Below are 22,356 nucleotides of genomic sequence, written 5' to 3'. Positions count from 1 at the left end.
CTCGTGCTGTGGGACGACGAGTTGAAGCCGAGCAAGGTCTGGGTCGAGGGAAAGCTGGTCTTCGACGCGGCGACCACCGAGCCGGACACCCCACTCCCGCCCGCCCGGGAAGCCGCAGGTCAACCCTCGTGAGTGTTTATCAGGGTTAGAACCCCGATAAACACTCACGAGAGGGGTCAGCGGGTTCTGGTTACTTTGGAGAGGCCGCGGGGGTTGTCCGGGTCGCCGCCTCGCGCCAGCGCCAGGCCGAGCGCGAGTCGTTGCAGCGGCAGGACTTCCAGGACCGGTGCGACTTCCTCGGCCGTCTCCGGCAGGACGATCCGGGAACTGGCCGGGACGTCCGCGGCGGCGGAACCGACGGCGAGGACGTCGGCACCGCGCTGGCGCACCGTGTCGACGACGTCACGCATCGCTTCGCCGCCCTTGCCCGCACTGGTGACCGCGACGACGCCGGTGTCGGAGTCGATCGCGGCGACTGGGCCATGCAGGAGGTCCGCGCCGCTGTACGCACGCGCCGCGAGATAGCTGGTTTCCGCCAGTTTCAACGCGCCCTCGGCCGCGGTGGCCGAGGAGTAACCGCGCCCGGTCGTCACCATGCGTTCGACGAACCGGTACCGGGCGACCGCCTCCTCGACCGAAGAGTCGATCGTGGACAGCGCCTGGGCTGCCAGTTCGGGCAGTGCGGCGGCTTTCTCGCCCTGTCCACCCTGGACAGAGTCGATCAAGAGGTACAGCGCCAGCAGCGTCGCGGTGTACGTCTTGGTGGCCGCGACCGCCTTTTCTACGCCGGCGTTGACGTCCACGGACAGCTCGGCGGCCGCGGCGAGCTCGGACTCCGGGTTGTTGGTGACGGCAACGGTCAGTGCGCCACGGTCACGGGCGGCGGCGGTCGCCTCGATCAGGTCGGGCGAGCCGCCGCTCTGGCTCACCGTTATGTACAGGACGTCGTGCAGGTCGGGCTTGGCGTTGTACAACGTCGTCGTCGACGCGGAGACCAGGCCCGCGGGCAGTTCGAGCAGGACTTCTGTTAGGTACTTCGCATACAACGCGGCGTGGTCGCTCGAACCACGGGCCGCGAGCAGCGCGAAGCGCGGCCTGCGTTCGGCGATCACGCCACCCACGGAGGCGATCAACGGCCGGCTCCCGGTGACCGCTGCGAACACCTCCGGCTGCTCGGCGATCTCGGCACTCATGTGCCTGCCGGGCGTTTCGTCGGTCATCGTCCCTCCCGTAGTAGGTCTAGACCAATCGTAGTGGCCGGACAGCCCTGTCCGCCACGTGAGACGATGTGATGCCAGTTTGTCACTCCAACGGGCAACTCGGCGGGGTTTGATCGCATCTGAGCCGGTGGCAGGGCATGCTGTGGGGGTACGCCTTGAGGAGGAGGCCATGCTGGAGACATCGTCCGCCGCTACGCCGGACACCGCCGCCGCAGCACGCCTGCAGCGCGAGCCGAAGTACTGGGGTTTGAAGCGGCACCTGCTGGATCTGCTGAGCGCGTTGCCCCCCGGCTCGCCGATCCCGACCGAGCGCTCGTTGGCGGCGGAGTTCGACGTCTCGCGTACCACGGTGCGCCAGGCGTTGGCCGAGCTGACCGTGGAGGGCCGGCTGCTCCGCGTGCAGGGCAAGGGAACTTTCGCCGCGGAGCCCAAAGTGGCGCAGCGACTGCACCTTTCGTCCTACACGGAGGACATGCGCGCGCAAGGACGTGAACCATCTTCACGTCTGCTTGAGGTGTCCGAGCTTCCGGTGGAAGCGGAACTGGCCCGGCTGCTGGGAATCCGGGCGGGCGCGAAGATCCTGCGACTGCACCGGCTGCGGTTCGCCGACGGCGAGCCGATGGCGCTGGAGACGACACACCTGCCGCTCGGGCGGTTCCGCGGCCTGCGCCGTTACATCACCAGTGGCGGCTCCCTGTACCAGGTGTTGCGGGAGCGCTTCGGAGTGGAACTGGGGCACGCGGAGGAGACCATCGAGACCGGGCTGGCCGGTCCGCAGGAGGCCGAACTGCTGGGGGCGGACGTCGGCATGCCGATGTTGTTGCTGTCACGGCACTCCTTCGGCACCGACGGTCGTCCGGTGGAGTGGGTGCGTTCGGTCTACCGCGGCGACCGGTACAAGTTCGTCGCGACCCTGAACCGTCCAAACGGGTGACTCGCCGTTCCGGGCACACCCGGCGTCGGTGATCCACATGCGACGCCGGGCGTGGATTCGGGTTGCGGGGTATGAGAACAAGGCCACGATCGGGTAGTGGCGGCCGGTGATCACCTGGGCGCAAGGTGTGGTTGTGCCCAGGATGAACATCCGGATGAGACGGCTGACGGCGGAGCTGCGCCGGCTGCGCGAAGGTCTGAACCTGACCAGCCGGGAAGTCGCCAAGCAGGTGGGGATCTCGGTCAGCACGGTCTCGCGGATCGAGAACACCGGCCAAGGGCTCAGCCGCGACGCGCTGGTCGAGTTGCTCACGCTGTACAAGGTGCCGAGGGCGAAGCGGCAAGGGCTGCTCCGCCTGATGGAACAGCTGAACGAGCCAGGCCTGCTCGACCGAGGCGACCTGCGGACCAACGAGGACACGGCGAACTGGATCGGGTTGGAGCAGGACGCCGCCCGGATCTGCAACTACGAGAGCCTGTTGATCCCAGGACTGCTCCAGACCTTCCCCTACGCCAAAGCGCTCTTCGACGGTGGCGAATCGCGGCTCTCGGAGCAGGAGAGGACCGGCCGGACCAACGCCCGCATCGCACGCCAGTCCCTGCTTCGCCGCCGGACGCCGCTGGACTTCAGGGTGGTCCTGCATGAGGCCGCGTTGCGCGAAACGGTCGGCGGTCCAGAGGTCATGCACGGCCAGCTTGTGCATCTCCTGGAGGCGGCGTGCCTGCCCGGCGTGGATCTGCGGGTACTGCCGTTCGGGCGAGGCGCGCACGCGGGCCTGACCAGCCCGTTCGTGATCATGGACTATCGCGGGCTACCCAGCTTGGTGCTGCTGGAGAACAAGGTCGCCGATCTCTATTTGGAGGAGAAGGCCGACATCGCCGCATATAGGCTGTACTGGCAGGACATCTGGGGCCTTGCTCACACGCCGGACAAGTCATCGGCGTTGATCAGGGAGGTGGCCCGGACGCTGCACACGGCTGAGAAGGGACACGGCAGTGGCCAGCTGGCGCAAAAGCAGCTTTAGCGGTACCAACTCGAACTGCGTCGAGGTGGCTGTCGCGCCTGACCTTGTCGGTATTCGCGACTCCAAGAACGCCGACGGCCCGTGCGTGACCGTGCCCGCTGAGGCCTGGACGACCTTCCTGAGCTCACTGTGACCATTCGCTGGGGCACGCCGGTCGCCCGTGGCGTCCTGGCCACCACGATCATGGCGTCCGGCATGGCGATGCTCGACGGCACCATCGTCAACGTCGCGCTGCCGAGGATCGGCACCGAGCTCGACGCGTCCGTCGCGGGTCTGCAGTGGATCCTTGACGGGTACCTGCTGTCCCTGGCGTCGCTCATCCTGATCGCGGGGTCGCTGGGGGATCGCTACGGCCGCCGCAAGGTCTTTGTCATCGGCATCGTCTGGTTCGGGCTTGCCTCGCTGCTGTGCGGGATCGCGCCGAACACCGAGCTGCTCGTCGTCGCGCGGATTCTGCAAGGGATCGGTGGCGCGCTGCTCACGCCGGGTTCGCTCGCCATTCTGCAGTCCTCTTTCGACCGTGCGGACCGGGCGCGGGCGATCGGGGCCTGGTCAGGGCTGGGCGGCATCGCCGCCGCGGTCGGTCCGCTTGTCGGCGGCGTGCTCGTGCAGGCTTGGTCGTGGCGGTTGGCGTTCCTGGTCAACCTGCCGATCGCCGTGGTCTGCGTGTGGATGGCGCGCAAGTACGTTCCCGAGTCGCGGGACGAGCAGATGCGGGGGCATCCGGACATCGTGAGTTCGGCGCTGGGGGCGGTCGGGCTCGCGGGCGTCACCACGGCTCTGGTCGAGGCGCCGGTGCGCGGACCTGACCCGCTTGTCCTGATCGCCGGAATTCTGGGCTTCGTCGGGGTCGTGTCCTTCGTCGTGCTCCAGAAGAGGATGCGCGACCCGCTCGTGCCGCCGGAGATGTTCCGCGACAGCACGTTCACGCTCTCGAACGCTTTGACGTTCGTGGTCTACACCGCGCTCGGCGGCGTGATGATGTTGATGGTGCTGCAGCTTCAGGTGTCGCTCGGGTACGGGCCGACGGCCGCGGGCATCGCCGGACTGCCGATCACGATCATCATGCTGCTCACCTCTTCGCTGTCCGGGCGGATCGCGCAACGGATCGGGCCACGGCTCCAGCTCGTGGCCGGGCCGTTCATCATCGCCGCGGGCATGCTGCTGATGATGCGGATCGGGCCGGACGCGTCCTACGTCACCGAGGTCCTGCCTGCGGTGATCGTGTTCGGGATCGGGCTGGCGACCGTGGTGGCGCCGGTCACGGCGACTGTGCTGGCGGCCGCCGAAGACCGGCACGCGGGCGTCGCGTCGGGCGTGAACAACGCGATCGCGCGGACGGGTGGCCTGCTGGCGGTCGCGGTGTTGCCTGCCGTGGCGGGGCTGAACGGAGCGGCGTACACCGATCCGGCGGCTCTCACGAGCGCGTGGCAGACGTCCTTGATGATCTGTGCCGTGCTGGCCGCGGTGGGCGGTCTGCTGGCGCTGGGTGTCCGCAACGACGTCCTCGGCGGCCCGCCGGAGCCGAAGCACGAAGCCCCGGCGCCCGGCGAGTGCCTGCACTGCGGCGTCGAAGGGCCGCCGACCCACGTCAGGCCGTCAGGATCTCCGCAAGCATCCGCGGGTTGACGTTCCCGCCGGACACAAGCGCCACAGTCCGGCCCGGCGTCGCGGCACCCTTCAGATAAGCGGCCACGGCCACGGCACCACTGGGCTCGGCGACGAGGTGCGCCTTGTGCGCCAGCACCCGAACCGCCTCGCGGATCTCGTCCTCGGTCACCGTGATCATGCCGTCGATGACCTTCTGCAAGTGTGCGAACGTCAGGTCCGACGGCTGCGACCGAAGGCCGTCCGCGATCGTGCGGTTGCGGTCCTCGACCGACCAGTTCACGCGGTGTCCCGCGGCCAGGCTTTCGGCCGTGTCGGCCGCCAGTTCCGGCTCGACGCCGTAGATCCGCGCGCCGGGGCACATCGCACGGATCGCCGTGCCGACGCCGGATGCCAGTCCGCCACCGCTGACCGGGAGCAGCACGACCTCGACCTCGGGCAGGTCATGGGCGATCTCCAGCCCAGTCGTGCCCTGTCCGGCGATCACGTCGGGGTGGTCGAACGGCGGGACCAGCACCGCGCCGGTCTGCTCGACCAGGTTGTCGGCGTACTCCTCGCGCTTGCCGACCGGGCACAGCACGACCTCGGCGCCGTACGACCGCGTCTTCTCGACCTTCACCGAAGGGGTGTCCTCCGGCATGACGATGTGCGCGGGCACGCCGAACGCCCGCGCGGCGTACGCGACAGCTTGCGCATGGTTGCCGCTCGAGTACGCAACGACACCGCGTGCGCGGACGGGATCGTCCAAGCGGGCCAAGGTGTTGAAGGCGCCCCGGATCTTGAACGCGCCGACCGGCTGCAGGTTCTCCGGTTTGATCCATAGTGGACGGTCGGGGTCCGCCCAGCTCGCGGGCAGCAGCGGGGTCCGCACGACCGAGTCGCGCACCCGGTCGGCCGCCGCCTTGATGTCGTCGATAGTCACCAGTTCCACACCGGGAATCTTGCCTTGTCCGGGCAGGTGACGATAGTCGTCCACAGTGGACTGACGGGGTGGTGGTGCTCACGTTGGGTCAACCCCCGCCGCGCTGGGTACGTCCCTTCTGTGTCGAGCGACGAGAAGGAGAAGTGGTTTCCCGGGATGAGTGAGGAGCGCAAGGGCGGATTCCACCCGAGTCAGATCGTCGTCGCGGCGCTCGCGGCGGTGACCGCGGCCGTCCTCGGATCGACACTCGGTGTCGCCGGAACGGTACTCGGTGCCGCAATTGGTGCCATTGTGACGACCATCGCAGCCGAGGCGTACGCGAGATCGATCGACCGGGTTCGTAGCCGAGTTGTGAAGAAGGAAGCGGACCCTTCGGACGACAAAACCGACAAGTCGCCACGGCGCGTGCGCTGGCAATTACTCGCTGGTGGCACTCTCGCCGCATTCGTTCTCGGCATGGTTGTGATCACCGGTATCGAATGGGTTCGTGGTGAACCACTTTCCGGTGGCTCGGAGACCACGATTGGTGGCGTTCTGCAGCGGCCGGATCACGAAGAGCAAAAACGACCAATGCCACAAAAGGTGCCGCCGCCCACCACCGTCACGGTCACGGAAACGCCGTCACAGCCGTCGGTCGCCCCCACGACCACACCGCCGCCGGCTTCCGGATCGACTTCGTCGAGCCCTCCGTCGACCACCAGTTCGACTGCTGATCCGGTTCAGTCCGGTCCTTCTAGTGCGCCGCCGAGCAGTCGGTAAAGCGCTCTGTCCAGGACTGATTACAGCGCGTACAGCTTTGGTGTGATTTGGAACACAATTTCGCCCTGTTCGGGCCATTGTGTAACGCGAGCGCGATTCATACGCTCGCTTGCGGAGGGTGACCCGGAAGAGTGACGCCAAGAACACTCGAACAGGTGACGGGGTGAGTCGACCACCCCGTCACCCATTCCTTGAAAGCCCGTGAGCCGGCCCTGCATCCAGCTCACGGGTCCCTGCACCCAAGGAGACGACATGAACCCAAGGAAAACGGCCCGGTTAACCGGTGCCGTCCTCATTGCCGCCGCCATGGCTGTGATGCACAGTCTACCCGCGTCCGCGGCATCTTCGGGTGGCACTTCTGCAACAGATTCGGCGATCGATCGGATCGAGGCCGAAAATCCCGGGCTGCTGGCCGCCATGAAGCGCGATCTCGGACTCGACGCGACAGCGGCGCGTGATCTCATGGCTACTCAGGAAGCCGCGATCGGGACCGAGAATTCGCTGCGTACGGCGCTCGGCGAAAGTTTCGGCGGTGCCTACTTCGACGCCGCGACAAGGAAACTCGTCGTCAGCACGACCGACGCGAGCGAAGTCGCGGCTGTGACGGCCGCCGGTGCGACGGCCAGAGTGGTCGCCACCAGCGCGGCCCAGTTGGACTCCGAGGTGGCACGGCTGAACGCGCGCGAGCGCAGCGCGCCGTCGTCAGTTACCGGTTGGTACGCCGATATTGTGACCAACGAGATAGTCGTGACCGCTCTCCCGGGCACTGCCGAAGCCGCGAAATCCTTCGCAGGTTCCCACGTTCGGGTGATTGAAGCGGAAGCGCCGCAGCTGTTCGTCAAGGGCGGCGACGCCTACTACATCGGCAGCTCCCGCTGCTCCGTCGGACTGACTGTGCAAGGCGGCTACGTCACCGCCGGGCACTGTGAGACGGAGACCGGCAGCGCCCAGCCCAACAACGGCACGTGGGCGGGCTCGTCCTTCCCGGGCAATGACTACGCCTGGGTGCGCACCAACTCCGGTGTCACGCTCGAACCGCGGGTCGGTTCGGTGACCGTCCGGGGTTCGTCCTCGGCCGCGACCGGCGCGCAGGTCTGCAAGGCGGGTTCGACCACCGGTTGGACCTGCGGCACCGTCGGCGCCAAGAACCAGACCGTCCGGTACCAGCAGGGCGCGGTCGGCGGCATGACCGCCACGAACGTGCGGTGCCAGGCGGGTGACTCCGGCGGTGGCTTCATCACGCCCGCCGGTCAGGGCCAGGGCGTCGTGTCCGGTGGCAACACCTCGACCTGCTACTTCCAGCCCCTCGGCGAGATCCTGTCCGTCTACGGCCTGAGGCTGCTCACGGGCTGACGGCCCGCACCGGTGGTTCGTGCCAGCGTCGTCACGAACCACCGGTGAGTTGTTTCTTCAACAGACTGGCGGCGGCGCGAGGGTCTTCCGCCTCGGTGATCGCACGCACGACCACCGCGCGGGACGCGCCCGCCGCCAGCACCTCCGGCATCCTGCCCGCGTCGATACCGCCGATGGCGAACCACGGCCGCGCCGGGTTCTCCTCGGCGGTTCGCCGTACCAGGTCCAGGCCCGGCGCCGGGCGGCCCGGTTTGGTCGGCGTCGGCCAGCACGGACCGGTGCAGAAGTAGTCGACGCCCTGTTCGGTCGCGGCGGCGAGGGCCTGCCCGGCGTCGTGGGTGGAGCGGCCGATGATCATGTCCTCGCCGACGATCCGGCGCGCGTACTTCACCGGCAGGTCGTCCTGGCCGAGGTGCAGCACGTCCGCGCCGACGGCCGCCGCGATGTCCGCCCGGTCGTTGACCGACAACAGGGCGCCGTACTTGGCGCAGACACCGGCGATCTCCTCCAGCGCCTTGATCTCCTGGCGCGCTTCCAGCGTCTTCGCGCGAAGCTGGACGATGTCCACGCCGCCGTCGAGCGCCGCGTCCACGAATCGCGCCAGGTCGTCGCGCACGTCGGTGCACAGGTAGAGCCGTGCTTCGGCCAGCTTGCGCCTGAGGTCTGTCCCACTGAGTCCGGGCATACCTTGATTTCTACGCTATTCTGAGGACCGGTCCGCACGGGAGCCTGGCGAAACCGGGCTGAGAGGGAGCTTGACGAGCTCCGACCGTCGAACCTGATCCGGGTCATGCCGGCGCAGGGAGCGTGTTGTGGTCAAAGGAAAGATCGTAGTCGTCGGGGCGGGCGTGATCGGCCTGTCGGTCGCGTGGCGTGCGACGAATTCCGGATGGCGGACGGTTGTGGTCGACCCGCACCCGTGTTCTGGCGCGTCCTGGGTGGCCGGCGGCATGCTCGCGCCGACGACCGAGGCGTGGCCCGGCGAGGAACCGTTGCTGGAACTGGGTGAGGCGTCGCTGCGGGCGTGGCCGGAGTTCGCGGCCGAGCTCGGCGATGTCGGCCTGCGCACGGAAGGCACGGTGGTCGCGGCGTTCGACTCCGCGGACGCCGACCAGCTGACCATCCTGGCCGAGCACCTTGCTTCCATCGGGCGGAAAGTCGACCGGCTGACCGGTCCGCGACTGCGCGGAATGGAACCGGCGCTGTCCACGTCCGTACGAAGTGGACTGTCCGTGCCGGGCGATCTGGCCGTGGACAACCGGAAGCTGCTGGACGTGCTGCGGTCCAAGGCGGAATTCCTCCATGCGGAAGCCAAGGCGGTCGGTCCGGGCGTCGTCGAGCTTGAAGACTCCACTGTGGACTGTGACGCTGTCGTCATCACCGCGGGCGCGTGGAGCCGTACCCTGCACCCGGCGTTGACCTCGTTGATCCGTCCGGTGAAGGGCGAGATCCTCCGGCTCAAGCCAGGCCGCGGCGCGGTGCCGCTCAGCCGGACCATCCGTGCCCTGGTGGAGTCCCGGCCGGTGTACCTCGTTCCCCGGGACACGGGCGAGGTCGTGCTGGGGGCGACGCAGTACGAAGCCGGGTACGACACGGAAGTCACCGTGCGCGGCGTCCGGGATCTGTTGCTGGACGCGGAACGCGTGGTGCCGGGCATCTCCGAGTACATCCTGGTGGAGAGCGCGGCCGGCGTGCGCGCGTCAAGCCAGGACAACCTGCCGGTGATCGACTGGCTGGAGCCCGGAGTGATGGTGGCGAGCGGGCATCACCGCAACGGCCTGCTGCTCGCGCCGATCACCGCCGAGGCGGTGGTGGCGTTGCTGGACGGTGAACCGGTCCCCGAAGCGGCCAAGGCCGCCAGATTGGAGTCACGAACATGAAGGCGCGCGTCAATGGCGTCGAACGTGAGCTCGCCGAGGGCGCGACGATCGCGGATGTCCTGCGGCTGCTGGAAGTTCCCCCCAACGGCGTCGCCGTCGCGGTGAACGGTGAGGTCGTGCCGCGCGCCAAGCACCCGGAAACGGTGGTCGGCGAAGGCGCGGACGTCGAAGTGCTGACCGCTGTGCAAGGAGGCTGACATGGACGACCCCTTCGTCCTCGCCGGCCGGGAGTACTCGTCCCGGCTGATCATGGGAACCGGTGGCGCGGCCAATCTCGCCGTCCTCGAACGCGCTCTGGTCGCCTCCGGCACCGAGCTGACCACGGTCGCCATGCGCCGGGTCGACTCGGGCGGCGGCACCGGCGTGCTGGAAACGTTGCGGCGGCTCGGGATCGACCCGTTGCCGAACACCGCGGGCTGCCGGACCGCGGCGGAGGCCGTGCTCACGGCCCGGCTGGCGCGCGAAGCGTTGGACACCAACTGGGTCAAGGTCGAAGTGGTGGCCGATGACCGGACGTTACTGCCAGATCCCGTTGAGCTGCTTGACGCCGTGCGGCAACTGGTCGCCGACGGCTTCGTGGCGCTGGCGTACACCAACGACGACCCGGTGCTGGCGTTGCGGCTGGAAGAAGCCGGTGCGGCGGCGGTGATGCCGCTCGGCTCGCCGATCGGGACCGGGCTGGGCATCAGGAATCCGCACAACATCGAGTTGATCGTTGCCAGGGCGTCGGTTCCGGTGGTGCTGGACGCGGGCATCGGCACCGCGTCGGACGCCGCGCTGGCGATGGAACTGGGCTGTGACGCGGTGATGCTCGCCACGGCGGTCACCCGGGCGAGCGATCCGGAAAAGATGGCCGCGGCCATGCGCAGCGGTGTTGTCGCAGGTAGATTGGCGCGTTCCGCGGGCCGTATACCGCAACGCTTCTGGGCGCAGGCATCCAGCCCTCCTCGGTGAACCCGCCGGAAACCGTCATTATTGTCCGATGCACCTTTCACGAGGGAGGGCAGAGTGACGACTTCGGCTGCTGAGGACGTGCCCGCGCGGCTGTATCTCGCGATCGGGCGGTTGTCCCGTTCACTGCGCCGCAGTGGCGCTTCCGGCGGGCTCGGCCACGGTTCCATCTCCGCGCTGTCGACTCTGGTCGGCTGCGGCGAGATGCGGCTCGGCGATCTGGCGAACAAGGAAGGCGTTGCCGCGCCGACCATGTCGCGGATCGTCGCCGCGCTCGTCGAGGCCAAGTACGTGCAGCGCGAACCCGATCCGGTGGACCGCCGGGCGTGGCTGGTGAAGGCCACGCCGGACGGCGAACGGATGGTCTCCGGGCTGCGCTCGACCCGTGTGCAGGAACTGCGCAGGCGGATCGAGCGGCTGCCGGAGGACAAACAGGCCCAGTTGATCACCGCCATCCCGGTGCTGGAAGAACTCCTGGTCGAGGACTAGATCCCGCCCACCGGACAGCCGGCCCCGCCGGACGGGACTTCCAGTTGCAACGATTCACTCGCGCGCGGCACGCAACTCGGCGATCTCCGCGCGCAGTGCCCGGATCTCGGTGAGCAGCAGCTCGTCCGAAGCCTTCTGCTCGGCCGCGTGCTTCTCCTCGGCCTCGACGAGTTCCTCGGTCATCCCGCGGTCCATCCCGTTGACCACCACGGCGATGAACATGTTGAGCACCGCGAAGCTGGACACGATGATGTACGTGACGAAGAAGATCCACGCCAACGGCGCCTTCCGCATCAGTTCGCGCGCGATGTCCGGCCAGCCCTCGCCGGTCATGACCTGGAACAACGTGAACAGCGTCGTGCCCATGTCGGCGAAGTGCTCCGGCTGCAGGTGCTGGAACAGCTTCGTCGCCATCACGCCGGCCACGTAGAGGACCAGGGCAAGCAGTGCGGCGATCGACGCCATCCCCGGCACGGCCGCCAACAGGCCGCCGACCACCCGCCGCATCGACGGCACGACCGAGATCAGCCGCAGCACCCGCAGGATCCGCAGGGACCGCAACACGGAGAACTCGCCCGTGGCCGGCACGATCGCGATACCGATGATGACCAGGTCGAAGATGTTCCACGAATCCCTGAAGAACGCCCAGCCGAACGCGTAGATCCGCAGCAGGATCTCGGTCACGAAGATCGCCAGGGCGGCGCGGTCGGCGAAGTGCAGCACGCCGCCGAACTCGGCCACCATGCCGGGTGAGGTCTCGAAGCCGAGCGTGATCGCGTTGACCACGATCACGCCGATGATGAAGCGCTGGAAGCCCTTGCGCGTCACCAGCGAGCGCACTTGTTCCCGAGTGATCACGGGTCAGCAGGGTAGGGGACTCACGAAACGGACGCCGATCCGGAAAGCCGCGGCGACCAGCCGGTGAACTCCTCCTGAAGAGCGCGGCGCGCGGCCCGGTTCGGCCGTCCGGCGCAACTAGATTGATCTCTCTGGGTTTGCGCTGGGGAGGCGTGGGATGGATCTGGACTTATGGGCCCTGGTGTTGTCGGTGGTCGGTATCGCCGTCCCGCTGTTCGCCTTCCTGTGGGAGTTCTTCTTCGTCGGCCGTAAGCGGCTCGGCTACCGCGTGCAGCTGGACACCACGGCGCGGGACGAGATCGGGTCCGAACACGCCGGGGTGCTGGCCGAGATGAAGCCGGAGGCGGGCAGCAAGCTGGTGCACCCGTCGTTCGTGCTGGTGCGGATCGAGAACGCCGGTTCGACCACCATCGACGAGCAGGACTACCAGGTCATCTCGGACGTCAAGGTGGGTGTCCGGCTGCTGTTCCCCGGCCGTACGGTCGCCGGAATGGTCGTGACCGAGCTCGAGCCGCCCGACCTGCACAGCAACTTCGGTGAACTGAGCGTGCTGGGCAAGGGCACGCTGAACAACGGCCCCGAGCCGACCGGTGTGGTGACTCTGCCGCGAGTGCCGTTGAACCGCGGCGACCACTACAAGGTCCTGGTCGTCCTGGAACGCGCGGCGGGCGGCGAGGACGGCCCGCCGAAGGACCCCAGGATCGAGGCGGGGGTCAAGGGCGGGCGCGTGAAGAAGACCGAGTCCGGCACCGGGTTGTCCCGCCGGACCGCCGCGCTGATGGTCTTCATGGCCCTGATCATCGTGGGTCTCGGCCTGGTCACCGTGGTGAACGAGGACACGCCGTTGGACTGCGCGGGCGGGACGCTGAAGCTGACCGGGTCCACCGCGATCGAAGCGGTCATGCGGGAAGCCGGGGACATGTACGCGGACACGTGCCCCGGCGCGGCGTTCAGCTACGACTTCCAGGGCAGCTCGGCCGGGCTGAGCACCTTGCAGGAAGCCGGTGACCAGGCCAAGGCCTCGCCTGACGTCCTGGCCTTCTCCGACGGGGCCAAAGCCGACCTCCAGCCGCAGCTGTTGCCGCGGCCGGTCGCGTTCCTGCTGTTCACGCTGGTGGTGAACAAGGACGCGGGCGTCGGCGACCTGACGATCGACCAGGTCCGGCGGCTCTACGACGGCCAGATCGCCAACTGGAAGGACATCGGCGGCAACGACGTGCCGGTCACGCTGATCAGCCGCAAGCCCGGATCCGGCACCAGGACCACGTTCCAGCACCAGATCCTGCAGGGCAAACGGGAGGCCGCGACCAACTCCGACAACTGCCGGACCCGCGACAGCGGCGGAGCGCCGGGAATCATCCGCTGCGAACGGGACCGCACCGACGACCTGCTCAACGGCGTCGCCACGGTCAGCGGCGCCCTGGGCTACGCCGAACTCGGCGCCGCGACGGAGCGCACCGACCTGACCGTGGTGCGGATCGACGGCCAGCGGGCGACGCTGGAAGCGGCCACGCACGGCGCGTACCCGTTCTGGGAGACCGAGTTCGCGTACACCTACCAGGAGCCCAAGGCGGACTCACTGGCCGCGAGTTTCCTGCGTTACCTGACCAACCAGGTCGGCAAGGACATCATCCGGTCACACGGCAACCGGCCGTGTGACGAGCTGGACAACCCAGTGCTGTGCCGTCCGGCCTAGGTCGTGTTTCGAATGTCCCGGTCGATGAGAGTCTGCCCCGGCCGGAGGCCGGAATCGGCTCGGTGGGGCGGTTCCTGGCGTCGCCGCGGGATCGCCGCGAATACTGGTTGTCTTTGGGCGGTCCCGCGGTGGCGTCAGGGGCCGCATCCGGCCCGGCTATCGCGATCGGGCATTTGAAACACGGCCTAGACCTCCTCCTGCGACAGCCGCCAGAACGGTGACACGGGGCCGTGTCCCTTGCCGAGCGGGTACGAGTCCCGTACGGACTGGACGATGAACCGTTTGCCGAACGCGACCGCGTCCGTCACCGGCAGCCCTCGGGCCAGGGCGGACGAGATGGCCGAGGCCAGTGTGTCGCCGCTGCCGTGGGTGTTGCCGGTGTCGTAGCGCGGGCCGGGCAGTTCGTGGAAGTCCGAGCCGTTGTAGAGCAGGTCGACGCAGTCGTCGACGCCGCGCATGTGGCCCGCTTTGACCAGCACCCATTCGGGTCCGAAGGCGAACAGCGCCTTGGCCGCCTCGCGCTGGGTGGCCATGTCGGTCACGTCGATCCCGGTCAGCAACCGGACTTCGTCGAGGTTCGGCGTGATCACGGTGGCACGCGGGAACAACTCCGACCGCAGCGCGTCCAGGGCGTTGTCGTGCAGCAACTGGTCGCCGCCCATCGAGGCCGAGACCGGGTCGACGACAAACGGGATGCCGCCGCCCCGGCCGATGCCGACGCGGTCCGCCGTGGCCGCGATGGCCATGATGATGTCCGCGTTGGCGAGCATGCCGGTCTTGGCCGCGTCGATGCCGATGTCGACGGCCACCGCCTCGATCTGGGCGGCGACCACCTCCGGCGGGATCTCGACGATTCCCGTGACACCTATGGAGTTCTGCACGGTCACCGCGGTCACCGCGGTCATCCCGTGCACACCGCAGGCGAAGAGCGTGCGAAGGTCGGCTTGGATGCCCGCACCACCGCCGGAATCGCTTCCGGCGATGGTGAGGACAGCGGGTGGCGTCATGGGTCAGTCGACCGTCTTGGTCTTCGATCCGGCGAGCAGGTCCTCGACCGGCAGGTAGACCTTGTTGCCCTGCTGGGCGAACTCCTGGGACATCTCGGTCATCCCGGCCTCAATGGCGTCCACTGTGGACAGGTTGTGCTCCTCGGCGTACCGGCGGACGTCCTGGGTGATCTTCATCGAGCAGAACTTCGGCCCGCACATCGAGCAGAAGTGCGCGGTCTTCGCGGGTTCCGCGGGCAGGGTCTCGTCGTGGTAGGACCGTGCGGTGTCCGGGTCGAGCGAGAGGTTGAACTGGTCGACCCAGCGGAACTCGAACCGGGCCTTGGACAACGCGTCGTCCCATTCCTGCGCGCCGGGGTGGCCCTTGGCGAGGTCGGCCGAGTGCGCCGCGATCTTGTACGTGATCACGCCGGTCTTCACGTCGTCCCGGTTGGGCAGTCCGAGGTGCTCCTTCGGGGTGACGTAGCAGAGCATCGCGGTCCCGGCCCAGCCGATCTGCGCCGCGCCGATGGCCGACGTGATGTGGTCGTACGCGGGCGCGATGTCGGTCGCGAGCGGCCCGAGGGTGTAGAACGGCGCCTCGCCGCACCACTCCTCCTCGAGCTTGACGTTCTCGATGATCTTGTGCATCGGGACGTGCCCCGGGCCTTCGATCATCACCTGGACGTCCTTGGCGCGCGCGATGTGCGTCAGCTCGCCCAGGGTGCGCAGTTCGGCGAACTGCGCCTCGTCGTTGGCGTCCGCGATCGAGCCGGGCCGCAACCCGTCGCCCAGTGAGAAAGTCACGTCATAGGCGCGCAGGATGTCGCACAGCTCTTCGAAGTTGGTGTACAGGAAGCTTTCCTTGTGGTGCGCCAGGCACCAGGCCGCCATGATCGAGCCGCCGCGCGAGACGATGCCGGTGACGCGCTTGGCGGTCAGCGGGACGTACCGGAGCAACACGCCCGCGTGGACGGTCATGTAGTCCACGCCTTGCTCGCACTGTTCGATCACGGTGTCCCGGTAGACGCTCCAGTCCAGCTTGGCCGGATCGCCGTTGACCTTCTCGAGCGCCTGGTAGATCGGCACGGTGCCGACCGGCACCGGCGAGTTGCGCATGATCCACTCGCGGGTCTCGTGGATCCGCTTGCCGGTGGACAGGTCCATGATGGTGTCCGCGCCCCAGCGGGTGGCCCAGACCATCTTGTCCACCTCGTCCTCGATCGAGGAGGACACCGCCGAGTTGCCGATGTTGGCGTTCACCTTGACGAGGAACCGCTTGCCGATGATCGCGGGCTCGGACTCCGGGTGGTTGCGGTTCACCGGGATGACCGCGCGGCCGATGGCAACCTCCGAACGGACGAATTCCGGGTCCATGTTCTCCCGGGCCGCGACGAACCGCATCTCGTTGGTGACGATCCCGGCCTTGGCGTAGGCCAGCTGGGTCACCGCGCCGTTGATCGGCTCCAGTGCCCAGCTCTCCCGGATCCTGGGAAGTCCATTGTGGACGTCGATGGTCGCTGACGTGTCGGTGTACGGGCCAGAAGTGTCGTAGAGGTCGACATGCTCGCCGTTGCTGAGTTCCACCCTGCGGAACGGCACCTTGATACCGTCGCCGATATCGCGGTATTCCTTGTGCGAGCCGGAGATCGGCCCGGTGGTGATGGTCGGCTGGACAGTGCGGTCTTCGAGCGCCGTCATGAACGCCTTCCTTCCCTACGCCGGCATTACCCGGTCAGGTTCATGCGGTCGGCGGCACCTGGTCCTCAATGGACACCAAGCCGCCCTCTCAGCCCGCCTTAGGCGCGAGCTCCCGCGACGTTTGGTAAATCTTCTCGACCATAGCCAGCATAACCGCGCGTTGCCAAGACAACTGGCGTACCGTTTCGCTGTGACGTCCGCACCGGGCTTGCGTCAGCTGGCCAGACCCGATGGGGTCCAGCCATGCGCTGACTGCGGTGACTTCGCTGGCCGCGGCTATCCGCGGTGTCCCGCGTGCGAGGACTTCGTCGACCGGTTCTGGGCCGCCGACTGGCTCAACGCGCTGGCAGGCACCCCGTCGGACCTGATCTCGGCGGTGCTGACCGACGACGGCGACACCTATCCGTGGACCTGCCTGGACTGGGCGCTGCGGCTGTCGAACTGCGCGGGCTGCGGCCGGGAGGCCACCACCGGGGAGATCGAGTGCGCGTACTGCGCCATCGCCGAGGAGAAGCGGTGGCTGGCGGGCGGCGACATGACCCCGAACGAGCACTTGTTACGTCAGGCCCGGGTGGCTCTGCGGGCGCCGCACCGGCACCGGGCCTCGCAGGTCGCGTACTGGCGCCTGGTGATGCCGTTCCTGCTGACCGGCCACTACTTCACCCCGCGGCAGGCCCAACGGCTGAGGTCGTTCCTGATCGCGGGCCGCTACGACGAGCTGGCCGTCAGCACGTCCTACGAGGAACTGGCCTCGCTGCCCGACCTGCCCTGGCGCCAGAACACCGCCCCAGTCCCCTAGACCCCTCGTGAGTGTTTATCCGTGTTCTAACCCTGATAAACACTCACGAGGGGGTTCAGTCCTGGAAGGGGTCGGGTTCGGTGGCCGGGTCCCACGAAAGGCCGGGCACACCCCAGCCGTTGCGCTTGAGCATCTTCTTCGACTGCCTGGCATAGCGGCCGACGAGCCGGTCGAGGTACAGCAGGCCGTCCAGGTGGTCGGTCTCGTGCTGCAGGCAGCGGGCGAAGAAGCCCGTGCCTTCCACGGAGATCTCCGAACCGTCCACGTCCTGGCCGGTCACGCGGGCCCACGACGCCCGGCCGGTCGGGAACGTCTCGCCGGGCACGGACAGGCAGCCCTCGAAGTCGTGGTCGGGGTCCGGCATGGTCTCCGGGCGCTCGGACGTCTCCAGCACCGGGTTGATCATCAGGCCGCGGTGGCGCACGCCCTCGTCGTCCGGGCAGTCGTACACGAACAGCCGTAGCGGGATGCCGATCTGGTTGGCCGCGAGACCGACGCCGTTGGCCGCCGCCATGGTCTCGAACATGTCTTCGACGAGCTGCTGAAGTTCGGCGTCGAATGTGGCAACTTTGTCGGTGGGGTTGTGTAGAACAGGGTCACCGACGACGCGGATCGGGTGTACGGCCATGGCAGGCACTCTATCCAGCGCCGACGTGTCACCCGGACGCGCCGGGTGACATGGCCGACACTCTGGAGCGAGGGCGTGATGTAATGACACCGCGGAAATCACATGCGTGTGATTCCCAGACGGGCACGGGATTCCTGACCGCGAACCGAGGAGCCGGATGGACGCCGCAGAGGCACTGGTACCCCCGGGCGAGCCGCACGACGGCTTGACCGAACGGGAACGGGTGATCCTCGCCTTCGAGCGCCAGTGGTGGAAGTACGCGGGCGCGAAGGACCAGGCGATCAGGGAGATCTTCGGGATCTCACCCACCCGTTACTACCAGTTGGTCAATGACCTGATCGAGAAGCACGAGGCCCTGATGGCCGATCCGCTGCTGGTGAAGCGCCTTCGCAGGCTTCGCAGCGGTCGCGTCCGGGTTCGTGGAGCACGAAGGCTGGGTGTCGAGAGGACATGAGTACGCCCGAGCAGGCAGGACCGACCCGGCCGGCTCGTCTGGCCGGCATCGGCCTGCTCGCGCTCGCACTGATCGCACTGGTGATCGGACTCATCCAGCTGTTCGGGGGTGATAATTCGGATCCAGGCGCGCAGCCGGCGCCTCCGTCTTCCGAATCGCAACCCCCGCCACCGCCTTTGACGGACACGGCCACAAGCGCGCCACCGGCACCACCGACGACGGAGCCGACGACCGCGACCAGCACTGTGCCGCCCGCTCCGCCGACGAGCGCGCCGACCAGTGCCGCTCCGCCGACGGCCCCGCCTCCGCAGACGCAGCCGCCGAACCGCTCCGAGCCGGTCCGGGTCTACAACAACAGCTTCATCGAAAACCTGGCCGACCGTGCTGCCGCGGACTTCCGCAGTGGCGGTTGGAACGTCGTCGCCACGGGCAACCACCAGGGCCGTGTCTACGTCACCACGGTCTACTACCGGCCGGGCACAGCCGAGGAAGCCCAGGCCAAGGAGCTCGGGCAGCAGTTCAACCTCCGGGTCGAGCCGCGGTTCGAGGGCATCCAGGCCGCCACTCCCGGCATCATCGTGATCGTCACCAAGGAATACGTCGAGAAGAAGTCCAAGTAAGAACGCCCTGCTCAGCAGGTCCGTGGAACACGCGCGCCCTCGTAGCGTTGTTAGAGGTGCAACGGTGTAATCACGGCAATGGGTGGTGGTGGCGGTGGACGAGTACTCCAGGACGGTTATCTCCGTTGCCAAATCGGTGACCCCGCACGTCGCGAGCGTGCGGCTGGACAACGGCAGCGGCTCGGCCGTCGTGTTCGAAAACGGCAGGCTGCTGACGAACGCGCACGTCGTGGGCTCCGCGAAACGCGGCACGGCGACCTTCGCGGACGGCAGCGACACGTCCTTCGAGGTCGTCGGCGCGGACCCGTTGTCGGATCTGGCGGTGCTGAGCGCCCGAGGCGACATTCCGCCACCGGCGCTGCTGGGCAACGCCGACGACCTCGAAGTCGGCCAGCTTGTCGTCGCGGTCGGCAACCCGCTCGGCCTGAACGGCTCGGTCACGGCCGGGGTCGTCAGCGCGCTCGGCCGGGCGTTGCCCGTCCGCCAAGGCAAGGCGGCTCGGGTGATCGAGGACGTCATCCAGACCGACGCGGCGTTGAACCCCGGCAACTCGGGCGGTGCCCTGGCCGACTCCGAGGGCCGCGTGGTCGGGATCAGCACGGCGGTCGCCGGGTTCGGTCTCGGCCTGGCTGTGCCGGTCAACGTCACGACCATGCGGATCGTGCAGACGTTGATCTCCGACGGACGCGTCCGCCGGGCGTTCCTCGGCCTGGTCAGCATGCCCGCGCCGCTGCCTGACGACGTCGCCGAACGCACCGGCCAGAAAGCCGGTCTGCGGGTCGTCGAGGTTGTGGCAGGCAGTCCCGCGCACCGTGCGGGCCTGCACGCCGGCGATCTCGTTCTGACCGTGGGACGCAGGCAGGTCAGCGACGCACAGGGCATCCAGAAGCAGCTCTTCGCCGAGGCGATCGGCGCCGAGTTACCTGTGACCGTGCTGCGCGGCGGAGCCATGGTCGACGTCTTCGCGACGCCGACCGAGCTCAGCGTCCGTTAGCGCGATTTCGCGTAGGCCTCCAGTGAGGCCAGCTGGGCAGGGTCGAGGGACGGGCGGACGCTCTCCCTGGCCTTGTCCAGGTGGGCCGCGGTGACCACGGTGGCTTCGAGGGATTCGCGCATCGCGGTCAGCGCGGCCTCCCGGATCAGCGCCGCGCAGTCCGCCGCCGAGTAGCGGTCCAGCCGTTCCCCCAAGGCGTCGAGGTCCACGTCGTCGGCGAGCGGTGTGTTGCGGGCCGATGAGCGCAGAATCGCCGCGCGGGCCTCGCCGTCGGGCGGCGGGACGTAGATGATCCGCTCCAACCGGCCTGGTCGCAGCAAAGCCGGATCGATCAGTTCGGGCCGGTTCGTCGCGCCGACGACGATCACGTCGCGCAGCGGCTCAACGCCGTCGAGCTCGGTGAGCAGCGCGGCGACAACACGGTCGGCGACGCCCGAATCACTCGACTGGCCGCGCCGAGGCGCCAACGCGTCGACCTCGTCCAGGAAGATCATGGCGGGCGACGCTTCCGCGGCCCGGCGGAACAACTCCCGGACGGCACGCTCGGACTCGCCGACCCACTTGTCCATGAGCTCCGCGCCCTTGACGGACATCACGTTCAACCGGCCGGTCCCGGCCAGAGCGCGGATCAGGAACGTCTTGCCGCAGCCGGGCGGACCGTACAGCAGCACACCGCGCGGAGGCTGAACGCCAAGCCGGGCAAAGGAATCCGGATACTGCAACGGCCACAGCACGGCCTCGGTGAGCGACTGCTTGACCTCCGCCATGTCACCGACGGCCTCCAGGGTCAGTCCGCCGGTCTGCAGATTGTCCGAAGAGGACATCGACGTGGGCCGGACGGTCTCCAACGCTCCCACGAGGTCCTCGGACGAGATCTTCGGTTCCGGCGAGTCCTTCTGCCGCAACGCGGCCCGGACCGACGCCTCACGCCGCAGCGCCACCAGGTCCGCGACCACGAAGCCCGGCGTCCGGTCCGCCACCACCCCGAAGTCCACATCGGACTCCATCGGCACGTCACGCATCAGCACGCGCAGCAGGTCGGTCCGGATCTTGCTGGTGGGCAGGGGGAGCGCGAGTTCCCGGTCGAGCAGTTCCACGGTCCGCAGACGCGGATCGACGGCCTCGGGATGCGCGGTCGTGGCGACGATCGCGAGGCGCGGCGTGTTCACCGCGGCACGCAACGAGTCCAGCACGATGGTGGCGACCGGCGGCGGATTGGTGGCGGGCAGCAGAGCGTCCACATCGGTCAGCAGCAGCACGGCCGGAGTGTTCTTCTCGGCTTCGGCGATCGCCGCCCGGACCTGCCCGGCGGCGGCGTTCGCCGCCAGCACGGCGGTCGAGGGCGCGGCCACCTCGATGATCCTGGCGTCCACCGCGTTGGCCACCGACCGGACCAGCGCGGCCTTGCCGACGCCCTCCGGTCCGCTGACCAAGGCACCGAGCCGGGGTGCCGCGCCGAGTTTCCGCAGCAGCTCCGGCCGCTGGAAGGCCAGCTCCAGCCACTCGGTGAGCTTGCGGGCCGCTTCGGTGGCGCCGACCAGGTCGGCGACCGGCAGCGGCGCCTCCGCCGGTGACGTGTCGATCTCCTCGGACACGATCACCGCGTCCTCGATGACCTGGCTCTGCGCGGTGACCTGGGTGCCACCGGAGGTGATCTGGGCGGGGCCGGCCGTCCGCGGGCCGTCCCGCCAGTTGACCACAGTGGACGGCGCGACCGCGACGGCGCCGTCGGGATCGGACGCGGTGATGGTGATCAGCTCGTTGGTCCAGGTCATCCCGATGGCCTGGGACAGCCGCTGACGCGCCGCGGTCACGTCCGCCTCAGGCGGCGGCGCGAGGTCCTGCGGCAGCAACGAGACCGCGTCGCCGACCGTGAACACCTTGCCCATCAGCGCGAGCCGCAGGGTCTGCGGTGTGACGGCGGTCGTGGCGAGCCGCGATCCCGCGACCGTGATGGACCTGGCGGCCGAGACGGTCACGGGGGAGACCACGACCTCGGAGCCTTCGACGATGCCCAGGTTCGTCAGCGTGATGTCGTCGAGCAGGGCCACGCCCGGCAGGCTGTCGCTCTCCGCGGCCAACGCGACGCTGACCCGCGCGCCGATCAGCCTGACCGCTTCCCAGGGCCGCAGGCCAAGGGCGTCAAGGACTTCCGGATGCAGCCGGACGACACCACGCCGGGTGTCGATGGCTGACGGAGAGAGGCGAGCGGTCAGTGTGATTTGTGGAGACGACGTCACGTGAGCAGCTTACGGGTCGACATCCGCGCTCGGCTTGGTCGCGCCGGTCATTTACGCCACGCAACACGCCCGGCGCCGCCCCGGCTAGAGCGGTGAGCGAGCGCTGTGCGGTGTCGGTTGCGTGGGGTGGGGTGGAAATGACCGGCTTTAGGCGACCAAGCCCGTCCGAGCGGAGCGAGGACGATCAGACACTGTGATTTGCGGAGACGACGTCACGTGAGCAGCTTACGGGGGTTCCCG

Annotated in this window: 23 protein-coding genes and 1 riboswitch; of the genes, 15 read left to right on the top strand and 8 right to left on the bottom strand. The window is 68.3% G+C overall.

Annotated elements, in window-relative coordinates; genetic code table 11:
• Window positions 1-176: 176 nt before the first annotated feature.
• Window positions 177-1,220 carry an SIS domain-containing protein gene (locus GC106_RS45165; protein WP_173142366.1) on the bottom strand — a complete coding sequence of 348 codons (1,044 nt, stop codon included), beginning with the start codon at window positions 1,218-1,220 and terminating at the stop codon, window positions 177-179.
• A gap of 169 nt (window positions 1,221-1,389) precedes the next feature.
• Here GC106_RS45165 and GC106_RS45160 point away from each other — a divergent pair, with 169 nt between their 5' ends.
• The 4 genes from GC106_RS45160 to GC106_RS45145 all read left to right on the top strand — a co-directional run bounded on the left by GC106_RS45160 (window position 1,390) and on the right by GC106_RS45145 (window position 4,807).
• Window positions 1,390-2,154 carry a GntR family transcriptional regulator gene (locus GC106_RS45160; protein WP_173142365.1) on the top strand — a complete coding sequence of 255 codons (765 nt, stop codon included), beginning with the start codon at window positions 1,390-1,392 and terminating at the stop codon, window positions 2,152-2,154.
• 142 nt (window positions 2,155-2,296) lie between these two features.
• The gene (locus GC106_RS45155; RefSeq protein WP_246368282.1) at window positions 2,297-3,178 is read left to right on the top strand and encodes a helix-turn-helix domain-containing protein; all 882 of its coding nucleotides are present in this window, start codon (window positions 2,297-2,299) and stop codon (window positions 3,176-3,178) included.
• Window positions 3,150-3,311, top strand: a complete 162-nt coding sequence (locus GC106_RS45150; RefSeq protein ID WP_312873416.1) for a DUF397 domain-containing protein — start codon at window positions 3,150-3,152, stop codon at window positions 3,309-3,311. Before GC106_RS45155 ends, GC106_RS45150 begins: the two co-directional genes overlap by 29 nt.
• Entirely contained in the window at window positions 3,308-4,807 is a 1,500-nt protein-coding gene (locus GC106_RS45145; protein ID WP_312873415.1) for an MFS transporter, read from the top strand. The genes GC106_RS45150 and GC106_RS45145 overlap by 4 nt, the downstream gene beginning before the upstream one ends.
• Here the strand turns inward: GC106_RS45145 and GC106_RS45140 are convergent.
• Window positions 4,770-5,717, bottom strand: a complete 948-nt coding sequence (locus GC106_RS45140; protein ID WP_173142363.1) for a threonine ammonia-lyase — start codon at window positions 5,715-5,717, stop codon at window positions 4,770-4,772. The two genes, GC106_RS45145 and GC106_RS45140, sit on opposite strands and share 38 nt — an antisense overlap.
• A gap of 111 nt (window positions 5,718-5,828) precedes the next feature.
• Between GC106_RS45140 and GC106_RS45135 the strand changes: the two genes are divergently transcribed.
• Window positions 5,829-6,467 (top strand): hypothetical protein, encoded by a 639-nt coding sequence (locus GC106_RS45135; protein WP_173142362.1) that lies wholly within the window; start codon window positions 5,829-5,831, stop codon window positions 6,465-6,467.
• Window positions 6,468-6,884: 417 nt separating this feature from the next.
• The gene (locus GC106_RS45130) at window positions 6,885-7,820 is read left to right on the top strand and encodes a S1 family peptidase (protein WP_312873414.1); all 936 of its coding nucleotides are present in this window, start codon (window positions 6,885-6,887) and stop codon (window positions 7,818-7,820) included.
• A 31-nt stretch (window positions 7,821-7,851) separates the two neighbouring features.
• Here the strand turns inward: GC106_RS45130 and thiE are convergent, their stop codons facing one another.
• Window positions 7,852-8,505, bottom strand: coding sequence for a thiamine phosphate synthase (gene thiE / locus GC106_RS45125; protein ID WP_173142360.1), 654 nt, complete (start codon window positions 8,503-8,505; stop codon window positions 7,852-7,854).
• 26 nt (window positions 8,506-8,531) lie between these two features.
• A riboswitch (TPP riboswitch) is annotated at window positions 8,532-8,642 on the top strand.
• Here thiE and thiO point away from each other — a divergent pair.
• The 4 genes from thiO to GC106_RS45105 all read left to right on the top strand — a co-directional run bounded on the left by thiO (window position 8,633) and on the right by GC106_RS45105 (window position 11,140).
• Window positions 8,633-9,700: a glycine oxidase ThiO gene (thiO, locus tag GC106_RS45120; protein ID WP_173142359.1), complete on the top strand. Its 1,068-nt coding sequence runs from the start codon at window positions 8,633-8,635 to the stop codon at window positions 9,698-9,700. It overlaps the preceding riboswitch by 10 nt.
• Window positions 9,697-9,897 carry a sulfur carrier protein ThiS gene (gene thiS, locus GC106_RS45115; protein WP_173142358.1) on the top strand — a complete coding sequence of 67 codons (201 nt, stop codon included), beginning with the start codon at window positions 9,697-9,699 and terminating at the stop codon, window positions 9,895-9,897. Before thiO ends, thiS begins: the two co-directional genes overlap by 4 nt.
• A gap of 1 nt (window position 9,898) precedes the next feature.
• Window positions 9,899-10,654 (top strand): thiazole synthase, encoded by a 756-nt coding sequence (locus GC106_RS45110; protein ID WP_173142357.1) that lies wholly within the window; start codon window positions 9,899-9,901, stop codon window positions 10,652-10,654.
• 54 nt (window positions 10,655-10,708) lie between these two features.
• Entirely contained in the window at window positions 10,709-11,140 is a 432-nt protein-coding gene (locus GC106_RS45105) for a MarR family winged helix-turn-helix transcriptional regulator (RefSeq protein WP_173142356.1), read from the top strand.
• 54 nt (window positions 11,141-11,194) lie between these two features.
• Here the strand turns inward: GC106_RS45105 and GC106_RS45100 are convergent, their stop codons facing one another.
• Window positions 11,195-11,998: an ion transporter gene (locus GC106_RS45100; RefSeq protein ID WP_173142355.1), complete on the bottom strand. Its 804-nt coding sequence runs from the start codon at window positions 11,996-11,998 to the stop codon at window positions 11,195-11,197.
• Between the two features lie 157 nt (window positions 11,999-12,155).
• Here GC106_RS45100 and GC106_RS45095 point away from each other — a divergent pair, with 157 nt between their 5' ends.
• Window positions 12,156-13,694: a PstS family phosphate ABC transporter substrate-binding protein gene (locus GC106_RS45095; RefSeq protein ID WP_173142354.1), complete on the top strand. Its 1,539-nt coding sequence runs from the start codon at window positions 12,156-12,158 to the stop codon at window positions 13,692-13,694.
• Between the two features lie 185 nt (window positions 13,695-13,879).
• Here GC106_RS45095 and thiD read toward each other — a convergent pair whose 3' ends face one another.
• Window positions 13,880-14,701: a bifunctional hydroxymethylpyrimidine kinase/phosphomethylpyrimidine kinase gene (gene thiD / locus GC106_RS45090; protein ID WP_173142353.1), complete on the bottom strand. Its 822-nt coding sequence runs from the start codon at window positions 14,699-14,701 to the stop codon at window positions 13,880-13,882.
• A gap of 3 nt (window positions 14,702-14,704) precedes the next feature.
• Window positions 14,705-16,381 (bottom strand): phosphomethylpyrimidine synthase ThiC, encoded by a 1,677-nt coding sequence (gene thiC, locus GC106_RS45085; protein WP_173142352.1) that lies wholly within the window; start codon window positions 16,379-16,381, stop codon window positions 14,705-14,707.
• Window positions 16,382-16,571: 190 nt separating this feature from the next.
• Between thiC and GC106_RS45080 the strand changes: the two genes are divergently transcribed.
• Window positions 16,572-17,180 carry a hypothetical protein gene (locus tag GC106_RS45080; protein WP_173142351.1) on the top strand — a complete coding sequence of 203 codons (609 nt, stop codon included), beginning with the start codon at window positions 16,572-16,574 and terminating at the stop codon, window positions 17,178-17,180.
• A 55-nt stretch (window positions 17,181-17,235) separates the two neighbouring features.
• Here GC106_RS45080 and GC106_RS45075 read toward each other — a convergent pair whose 3' ends face one another.
• Entirely contained in the window at window positions 17,236-17,808 is a 573-nt protein-coding gene (locus GC106_RS45075; RefSeq protein ID WP_173142350.1) for a peptide deformylase, read from the bottom strand.
• A 157-nt stretch (window positions 17,809-17,965) separates the two neighbouring features.
• On the opposite strand from GC106_RS45075, the gene GC106_RS45070 reads away from it, so the two are divergent.
• From GC106_RS45070 to GC106_RS45060, 3 genes are all read left to right on the top strand, one after another.
• Window positions 17,966-18,262, top strand: coding sequence for a DUF3263 domain-containing protein (locus GC106_RS45070; RefSeq protein ID WP_173142349.1), 297 nt, complete (start codon window positions 17,966-17,968; stop codon window positions 18,260-18,262).
• Window positions 18,259-18,882 carry a LytR C-terminal domain-containing protein gene (locus tag GC106_RS45065; protein WP_173142348.1) on the top strand — a complete coding sequence of 208 codons (624 nt, stop codon included), beginning with the start codon at window positions 18,259-18,261 and terminating at the stop codon, window positions 18,880-18,882. The genes GC106_RS45070 and GC106_RS45065 overlap by 4 nt, the downstream gene beginning before the upstream one ends.
• Window positions 18,883-18,967: 85 nt before the next feature.
• Window positions 18,968-19,876, top strand: a complete 909-nt coding sequence (locus GC106_RS45060; RefSeq protein ID WP_376777834.1) for a S1C family serine protease — start codon at window positions 18,968-18,970, stop codon at window positions 19,874-19,876.
• Here the strand turns inward: GC106_RS45060 and GC106_RS45055 are convergent.
• On the bottom strand, window positions 19,873-22,116 hold the full coding sequence (locus GC106_RS45055) for an AAA family ATPase (RefSeq protein ID WP_173142346.1): 2,244 nt from the start codon (window positions 22,114-22,116) through the stop codon (window positions 19,873-19,875). The genes GC106_RS45060 and GC106_RS45055 overlap by 4 nt on opposite strands.
• Window positions 22,117-22,356: the final 240 nt, after the last annotated feature.

Origin of the sequence: Kibdelosporangium persicum (assembly GCF_013280595.1) — a bacterium.
Lineage (GTDB): Bacteria > Actinomycetota > Actinomycetes > Mycobacteriales > Pseudonocardiaceae > Kibdelosporangium > Kibdelosporangium persicum.
Note: the sequence above shows the minus strand (reverse complement) of the source record. Positions and strands in the feature narration are given on the sequence as shown.